This window comes from Embleya sp. NPDC020886 (assembly GCF_044333915.1).
GTDB lineage: Bacteria > Actinomycetota > Actinomycetes > Streptomycetales > Streptomycetaceae > Embleya.
Genome location: NZ_JBIRRX010000042.1, coordinates 1 through 1659 on the forward strand (window position 1 = coordinate 1; position 1659 = coordinate 1659).

Sequence of the window (1659 nt, forward strand, 5' to 3'; positions counted from 1 at the left end):
CCACCTAATCCGGAGTTAGTGGCAGTACTCGTCGTGTGAATCTGAGTTCTGCTCCGTGTGTTCTGGCGGTCACGTGGGCGCCAATCGGACGCCTCATCCCCCACCGGGCGCCTGATGTCTCCACGCAGAGCGGCGCCGATCGGTGACCCACGTGACCGCCGGCACTCGTCCCCACGGCCGCTCGTTGCTGGTGTTGCGAGCCCGCCGCGCGGTGACCTCTCCTGATACCCGAACCGATCGAGTTCCTGCATGGACCGAGGCCCGCACGGTGCGCTGGTGCCACGAACAGCTAGTGAGGTGTCGGCCCGATCCTTCGTGATCGAGGCCTGGGATTAGGTCGCCGCGTGGCCCCGCATGCGCTCGTGAAGGACGCACATCGACAGAGCCTGGAGAACCACTTGATCTACTGCGGAATCGACTGGGCCGAGCGCACACACGACGTCGCCCTCGTCGATGACTCGGGATGTCTTCTTGCCAAACGCCATATAACCGATGACTCGGCCGGATACAGGGTCTTGTTGGACCTGCTCGCCGAACACGGCGACACTGCGGACAACCCGATTCCGATCGCCATCGAGACCTCCCGCGGACTGCTCGTCGCCGTGCTCCGACAAGGCAAGCGCCGAGTGTTCGCGATCAACCCGCTGGCCGCGTCCCGATACCGCGACCGACACGGTGTCTCCCGCAAGAAGTCCGACCCCGGCGACGCCCTGGTGCTGGCGAACATCCTGCGCACCGACATGCACGCGCACCGCGCCCTGCCGAACGACAGCGACCTCGCCCGCGCCATCGCCGTCCTTGCCCGAGCCCAGCAGGACGCCACCTGGAACAGACAGCAGATGGCCAACCAACTGCGCTCTCTCCTACGCGAGTACTACCCCCTCGCCCTCGACGCGTTTGCCACCTGGCAGAACGGCCTCTGCCGCCCCGAAGCCCGCGAGCTCCTCAAAGCCGCCCCCACCCCCGGCAGGGCCGCGCGACTGACACGCACGCAGATCCGGGCCGCGCTCAAACGCGCCGGCCGCAAGCGGGGCATCGACACCGAGACCGAACGCCTCCACGAGATCCTCCGCCGCGAGACCGCCCACCAGCCGCCGCTGGTCGAGGAAGCACTCGGTAAGCAAATGCTGGCTCTCCTGGGCCAGTTGGAGGCCGCCTGCACTGCGGCCGACACCCTCGCGACGGCAGTGGAGGAGACATTCCCCGACCACCCTGACGCCGACGTGATCCTCAGCTTCCCCGGTCTCGGCACCCAGCTCGGCGCCCGAGTGCTCGCCGAGATCGGAGACGACCGCGAACGGTTCGCCGACGCCCGCGGACTGAAGTCCTACGCGGGCTCCTCGCCCGTCACCCGAGCCTCAGGGAAGAAGACGAGCATCACCCGCCGATGGGTGAAGAACGACAGACTCAACCATGTCGGCTACCTCTGGGCCTTCTCCGCCATCACCGCCTCACCGGGTGCCAAAGCGCACTACCGACGACGGCGCGACAACCACGGAGACTGGCACGCCGCCGCGCAGCGCAACCTCTTCAACCGCATGATCGGACAGCTCTACCACTGCCTCAAGCAGCACGAACCGTTCGACGAACATGCGGCCTTCCCAACCCCACTCGCCGCTGTGGCTTGACGACTTAGCACCGTGAGGTGTCTGCGTGGGG

Annotated in this window: 1 protein-coding gene; it reads left to right on the forward strand. The window is 66.9% G+C overall.

Annotated features, from left to right (window positions below; translation table 11 throughout):
• Window positions 1-398 precede the first annotated feature (398 nt).
• A complete protein-coding gene (locus ACH4U8_RS46015; protein WP_395784755.1) occupies window positions 399-1628 on the forward strand; it encodes an IS110 family transposase in 1230 nt (409 codons plus the stop codon).
• Window positions 1629-1659 lie beyond the last annotated feature (31 nt).